Origin of the sequence: Vreelandella lionensis (genome assembly GCF_002087295.1) — a bacterium.
Taxonomy (GTDB): Bacteria; Pseudomonadota; Gammaproteobacteria; order Pseudomonadales; family Halomonadaceae; genus Vreelandella; species Vreelandella lionensis.
Genome location: NZ_MWVI01000096.1, coordinates 22,765 through 29,539 on the forward strand (window position 1 = coordinate 22,765; position 6,775 = coordinate 29,539).

6 protein-coding genes and 1 pseudogene are annotated in these 6,775 nt (G+C 52.1%); 4 read left to right on the plus strand and 3 right to left on the minus strand.

Annotated features, from left to right (window positions below; all coding sequences use genetic code 11):
* Positions 1 to 469 precede the first annotated feature (469 nt).
* Entirely contained in the window at positions 470 to 1,024 is a 555-nt protein-coding gene (locus B4967_RS15145) for a JAB domain-containing protein (RefSeq protein WP_083026139.1), read from the minus strand.
* Positions 1,025 to 1,161: 137 nt separating this feature from the next.
* Here B4967_RS15145 and B4967_RS15150 point away from each other — a divergent pair, with 137 nt between their 5' ends.
* A complete protein-coding gene (locus B4967_RS15150; protein ID WP_083026142.1) occupies positions 1,162 to 2,064 on the plus strand; it encodes an ArdC family protein in 903 nt (300 codons plus the stop codon).
* Positions 2,065 to 2,358: 294 nt separating this feature from the next.
* On the plus strand, positions 2,359 to 3,387 hold the full coding sequence (locus B4967_RS15155; protein WP_083026144.1) for a DNA-binding protein: 1,029 nt from the start codon (positions 2,359 to 2,361) through the stop codon (positions 3,385 to 3,387).
* Between the two features lie 1,047 nt (positions 3,388 to 4,434).
* Here B4967_RS15155 and B4967_RS19785 read toward each other — a convergent pair.
* Together B4967_RS19785 and B4967_RS15170 are read right to left on the minus strand one after the other, a co-directional pair.
* The gene (locus tag B4967_RS19785; RefSeq protein WP_340638789.1) at positions 4,435 to 4,569 is read right to left on the minus strand and encodes a DUF411 domain-containing protein; all 135 of its coding nucleotides are present in this window, start codon (positions 4,567 to 4,569) and stop codon (positions 4,435 to 4,437) included.
* Between the two features lie 465 nt (positions 4,570 to 5,034).
* A complete protein-coding gene (locus B4967_RS15170) occupies positions 5,035 to 5,577 on the minus strand; it encodes a hypothetical protein (RefSeq protein ID WP_083026146.1) in 543 nt (180 codons plus the stop codon).
* A 412-nt stretch (positions 5,578 to 5,989) separates the two neighbouring features.
* On the opposite strand from B4967_RS15170, the gene B4967_RS15175 reads away from it, so the two are divergent.
* Complete coding sequence (locus tag B4967_RS15175) at positions 5,990 to 6,307, plus strand: copper resistance CopC family protein (RefSeq protein ID WP_243470628.1); 318 nt, start codon at positions 5,990 to 5,992, stop codon at positions 6,305 to 6,307.
* Positions 6,308 to 6,389: 82 nt separating this feature from the next.
* Positions 6,390 to 6,775: pseudogene (locus B4967_RS15180) on the plus strand (hypothetical protein); the annotation flags it as partial.

Genomic DNA, 6,775 nt, shown 5'->3' on the forward strand with positions numbered 1-6,775 from the left:
AGAGCGAATCGAATCGATCCTGTCAACCTATCATGCCTTAAATCTTGCAGGTGGGAATGTTGCACAGATGGTGCCTAAATGAGCCAAAATGTGGACAAAAAGACGTTTTCTGTGGACATCAGGAGGATAACTTTGAGCCCCAGGTGGGGATGTTGCACAGCAAGCGGTGGGAATGTTGCATAGCAAGCAGTGGTGACGTTGCATCGGTTTTTGAAAGATAATGCATACTTTTCAGTGGTTTGATGCTTCTTTACTCGCTCGTAACCCTGTTTTAACCCAGCCTTAACCCTTTAACCTTTTTATATTAACCAGCCTTTCCTAACACCCCCCAAGCCACCGAGTTTCTTTGTGGGCCGTTAGAAGAGCAGTATCAACATCACAGCAGGTTTAACAATTAAAGGATAGCCCATAAAAAAGTCTCACCATCTGGAATGCTGGTGAGGCCATGAAAACGGCATAACCGTTGAAGTTATATCAGCCCCCTCTCTGCAAAGCTGACATGCTCGGTGCCAGCCACAATAATGTGGTCTATCACCTTTACGTCGATCACATCCAAAGCCTCTTGTAGCTTCTTAGTAGTCTGACGATCAGCATCACTCTCGTGAGGACTACCGCTAGGATGGTTGTGACACAACAATACGGCGGAAGCATTCGTTTCAATCGCACTTCTAACCACTTCCCTAGGATAGACAGCCGCCTTATCCACGGTGCCTCTAAAAAGCTCCTCATGCTTGATGACTTGATGTTGCGAGTTCAGCCACGTCACTGAGAACACTTCGTAAGGCAGTTCCGCATACTTGGGCGTCAGATAATCAACCGCTATCCAAGGAGCCGTTATCTTTGCACCCTCACTCTCAAGCTGACCATAGAACCGTGCTTCGATGATGTTCAGTGCCTCTGAGATAACAGCATCTTCACTCTCTTTACGCTGCTCTGCGGTCTCTACGGTTCCCTTTCCAGGGAAACTATAAACTTTGGCCGCCTCACTAACTGCGAACATATCCAACTGGTTGGTGTGCTTCATCATTCTCTCCTCTCTCATTCCCGCTGCCGGGTCTCGATTAGAGTTAGGGGAAGCACTGACCCCCCACCGGCTGTCACCTAGCGCCCTATCCCTTCTTGAGACCTGCACTACTGCAGGAATGAGAGAGGAGATAGATCATGAGCAAACGTGCAATCGATGGTATCCGCGAAGCACTCATACAAGGTTTGATGGAAGGCACAGCCCCCTGGCAGAAGCCTTGGAAACCAGGCGACAAAGATGTGAGCCAGCCCTATAACGCCTCTTCAGGGCGTTCTTACACTGGCTGGTCAAATATCATCAGTCTCTGGATTGCTTCAGATAAAAACGGCTACACCAGCCCTGCCTGGGTGACTTTCAAGCAAGCGAAGGATCTCTGCACTCACCCCCGCAAGGGCGAAAAGGCCACTCCCGTGGAATTTTGGAAATTCCACAAAAAGCGCGAGAAGAAGGAGAACGGCACAACGGAGGAGAAAATCATCCCCGTGAACCGTATCTTTTATGTGTTTAACGAGGAGCAGCTGGCGGACCCATTGACAGAGGCTGCAAAGCCACCTGTCTTAGAAGCTCAACCTGAGCCCGTGCAGTTCGTTGCACGGCTGATTGAAGCATCGGGCATCCCTTTAAGCTGGGGCGGTGACAAGGCCTACTACAGGCCCTCTACGGATGGCATACGCCTGCCCCGTCCTGAACAGTTCCATGAGGTTAGTGAAATTGCGGCCACCGGCCTGCATGAGCTGATCCATGCTACTGGTGCTCCCTCGCGCCTCAACCGGGACAAGAGCGATCGCGCTCGAGAGGAAGTAGTGGCAGAAGCTGGCGCCTGGCTTGCAGCCAGGCGCTTTGGTCTCCCTGCTACCCCCGAAAACTCGGCGTCCTACCTCACTGGATGGGCTTCACGGCTCAAAGGTGACCAGGCCAAAGAGATCGACCGTGCTCTGGCTGATGCGCAGAAGGCGGTCAACTTCATCGAGCAAATGGCACAACAGTGCGGTTTGATCGACGGAGAAGAAGACTCAACTGCAGCAACCGCGGCAGCTTGATTTTTTTCTTTACCATTCAACAGCCTCCCCCTCGGGAGGCTTTTTTTTGTGTTTAGTCACTGCGGTGGGGTGTTGCACCGATCCCGCAACAGCTATGGCTTTCAACATTGGCACGATCTTTCCCAATAGATTTCCTGCACTGGTTGCATTCTTAGGTGGGAATGTTGCACAGCAGATCATCTAGTAGGCTGCGCTAGCATTATTTTTAGGTTAGCGAAGCTGTTGACTATATTGTATGTATGTATCTTATGTATAATACATACATACAATACATACACTAGGAGATAGCCCGGCATGACTATTAAGCCGGAAATACGGCAACGCATCATTGATGCTGCCGAGAAGCTGGTATCCGAAGGCATCGACAGGCCCACCAATGAACAGGTGCGCGAATGCCTGGGTGGTGGCTCCCTGTCGCATATTTCCCCGGTCATGCGTGAGTGGCGCGATAGCCTAAAAGACAATGCCATCGCTGTGCGAGAAATGCCGAATGAGATCCGCACTGTCTTGGAGCGGGTTGGGGCTGAACTATGGCGCTCCGCTAGCCAGCACGCTGATGAAGAAGTCGAGAAGATACGCGCAGAGTCCGAACAGCGCGAGAAAGCTGCCAACGAAGAGCGAGATGAGGCGCTACGCGAGATTGAGCGACTAGAGGCCAGCATCGCAACCTTGCGTGAACACGGCCATCAGGATGGGCAGCGCATTGAGCAGCAGACGGAGGAGATCCATACGCTTGTGACGGAGAATGCCACCGCAAGGCAGCGGGCAGCGGATGCTATGGGACGAGTTACCGATTTACAAGACCAGCTCTCCCGCCAGAATCAGCAATTGGAAACCATGCGTGTTGAAGCGCAACGGCTACAAACGTTGGTCGACCACTTGCGAGACGAGAAAGCCGATAGCAGCGCCCGGTTGGCCACAATTGAAAGCGAGCTTAAAGCCGCTACACGGGAACTGGAAACCTCTAGTAAACGTGAATTGCAGCTCCAGAAAACGCTCGAGGCCGTCAACGACGACCTCTCTTCTCTTCAGCAGGAACATGCCAGCCTACGTGCGGAGAATGCCTCTGTTATGAGGCGCAGCGGTGAGCTGCAGGACGAGAACGCAACGCTTCGTACCGATCTCGACAAGATCAAGACATCTTCCAGCGACGCCCGTAGCGAGCTGAAGACAGCGACTAAGCGGATTGAGGAGTTGGCAAATATTCAGGAAGAGCACTCAGACACCCGGACACAGCTGGCAATCGCTTTATCCCGCGAAGAGGATCTGCGCAAGCAGTTAGCTGACCATCAGAAACGGCTAAAATCAAACAAAAAAGACTAGGGACCAAAGGCAGAGTGATGAGGTACAGGTCAGCCAGGTTACTGACCGGGCTCATGCTGATAATGGCACCAACCGTGGCCACTGCTGATATTATCATAGGCACCTGGTACGTGCGCCAGCTTGGCTGATTACCGATTGCCAAAGTGATACACCCTGGTAGAAGCGCAGAATGGATTCTTCTCCAGCACGAGCAAGTTCAAACCCAAATTACACCGGCTTTCCAATCCTTATATCTAGGGAGGGAAAGATTACTGAGGAAGCCCTGGACATTTGTATAGCGCATCTGATCAAGCGTGGCAGGGTTCAATCCAGGAAGTCGTGGATAACATGCCGGAAAGCGTTGTATCAGTTCTTTGGCTGGTGTGAGGTGAATGCTATTGACTGGCGTGATGTGGGCAATGACCGAGAAACTACGGTATTCGTGGAGTTCCGGGGCTGGAACCTAAGCCCCGAGGGCGGTGCCTTGCCGCAGCAACGGTGAATGCCCGGCTACGACTTCTTTGCGCATTCTATCGGTATGGCACCAAGTGTGGTTGGGTGATGACTGTTCCGTATGCCATGAAAACGGTAATGGTTAGGCAACCTACAGGCCTCCTCGCTCACGTCGGTGCGAGTGGAGGAAGACGTACGACCGCAGATGTCACGCTGAAGACGCCACGAACCGTAATTTGGGTGCTAAGCAAGCATCAATCGATTGATCTCCTGAGTGCCATCACCAATCCCACGCATACGCTGTACTCAATGATGCAATCCAAGGCTCAGACCTATGCCTTGCTCTACGTGCGCGACCGACTGGGCCATGCCTCGGTCGCAACTACTGAGAAATACTTGCACTGTCTCTAATTTTAATTAGTTAGATAGACGCAAATAATAGGCTGCTTTTGGCCGAGGCTATGGGAAAACTCTCGAGCCGTAAACAACATGGTTGACGTAAGCGAAATCGGTAGAATTTTTATAAATGAAAAGCTTTAGAGTCAGCGAAAGAGCACCGCAACCAACAGGCCAGCTTTGATCACTCAATTAAAGGGTCATAAACTGCTCATCTTCCTAGTCTGTAAACGCGTAGACATCGTAAGGACCGTCTTGTGGCCCTGGCATACCTGGCGTACCAATCGGCATACCTGCTAAACCAATTCCATCTATTTTAGGCTGTTGCTCAAACAGCGCCTTTACGGCTTCCATCGGAAGGTGACCTTCAACCCAATACTCGCCTATTTCGATGGTATGGCACGATCCCAGACCATAGGGAACGCCCGCCTGCTGCTTGATATCACCCAGCTCGACGTCATCAATAATTGGTGACGTCTACGCCAAGTTCCTCAAGATGGCGGGCATATTCGTCACAACAGCCGCACTGGGGGTTCTTATACAGTGTTGCCTCTGGCGGTAACGCCGCTTGAGCGGAGACCGTCCCAATCAGCATGAAACCCGAGAGCAAAAGTTTGGTTGTCATATGTCGCATTATTTTCAACTCCTTAACGTGAACGACTGAAGAGGTACTTGGCCAGCGACGCGATCGCGAAGCCAACTAATAACAGCATGGCCAGGGGCATCAGCCAGCCTAACCACCCCATTGACCCCATAAAAGCAAAGCATTTCGCGTTCATTATGGCATCACTCCTATAAGGAATAGGCAATCCCCATGGCTTATTGCGAGCCATGGTGGCTGGGCATGCTTCCACTCATTTGTTCACGCTGCTCGTCGGTTAGTAAGTCCTGCATCTGGTTATGCATGCGCACGTTATCAGCCATCATATCGCCATGAAGGCTGGCCATTTGAGCATGCAGCGTCTTTACTTTCCATTGTTCAGGGCGTTCAGTCTGCATGATTTGCATCATGTCGTCGCGCAGGTTCATCAATTCGCCCATCCGCTCAAGCTGGGCCGCGCGGTGTTCTTGGCGCATCTCACGCATGGTACTCATCTGCTGCTCGTCGAGCATACCGCCCATGCTCCCCATGCCTCCCATCATTGGACAAGGCATCATCCCGCTTTGCCCTCCCATCATCATTCCTGGGTACATGTCTTCTTGACTGCCCATCATCATGCCCGAACCCATACCGACTTGGCCGTCCATCATATTGCCCTGACCTTGGGCGCCTTGGCTCATACCTTGAGCGAAAATGCCGCTGCTGGGGACACTGAGGCTTGCAGCCAGACCAATGGCAAAGATCATCTTGTGCTTAACCATGATATTTCCTCTTATCATGTTGCTGGTCGAGACATCGCCTTATCCATTAAAAATGGAAGAAGGCGGAGTTAGCTTTCGTTATAAACCTACAACCTATAGGTGGCCCAAAGGTAAAGGAGAAACCGATCCCAATACCTAAGTGTTGTCACAGATCATTTTTTCCGCCATTTTCAGCCCTGTTTCAGGTTGGCACGTTATAACACCGACTCATTTCCATGAAGAAAAGCACGACGCCATGCGCCTTGTTCGCCAAACAGGGCAGATGAACGATGTAAGAAGGCTCAGCCGAATCAGTTTTAGCGCCTCCGCGATGAAGTAACGGCATCCATTCAACCCTAAAAATATATAAGGATACGCTATACAAAAGAAGACGAGTTCGCTCCCTATCATTCACGCTACCTTAGCAACGCTGTTGCTGTCGCTAGCAATCCCAGTGCTGGCCCATGAAGGGGGCGCAAGCACTTCACCTAAGGATGGCGTGACCATTCAGGATTCCCCAGCAGAGATTGGCATCGAGTTTGGTGGCATGATGCGTATCACCCAGTTTGAAGTGGCAGGCCCGGACGGCCCCGTTCCTCTTTATGGTCAGCCAGGCAGTGAACAGGTCGAACGCTACTTCGTAAAACCAGGTGAAATTCTTTCGGCTGGGGACTACCAGGTACGCTGGCGCGGCCTATCGGATGACGGGCACATGATGACCGACGGTTTTAACTTCTCGGTCGAGCCCTGACCCATGGCCTGGTGGTTCTCCGTAAATAGCCTCGACGTCTGGACCGTCGCGATGATTCTCGTGGCGGGCTGCAACCAACCCAATGCTACTCGGGATCGTGTTCGAGGGTGCGTCCGGGACCCGGCTGATACTGGTGGTAACTGGCTTGCTGTTGGTCCAGGCGATTCAGCTCAATACCTTAACCCTCTCAAAAACAGCCAATAGCTTGAGCCTAGTGGGCGTGTTACTGGTGATGCTGGCGTTCGTGCAGGCGGGACATACGGTGAACACCCCACGCCTCGTTCTGGCTGGCTTGCTGATCATTCACTTGATGGCGGCGGCGTTCTGGGTAGCCTCGCTGTGGCCGCTGTTCCACTTAGTTGGGGCAACATTACAACCACGGCAATACCGCCCGTATTCTGACCCGTTTCGGGCAACTCGCCATGGGCGGAGTTGGCGTGTTGGTACTGGCGGGCGTCACGTTGGCCA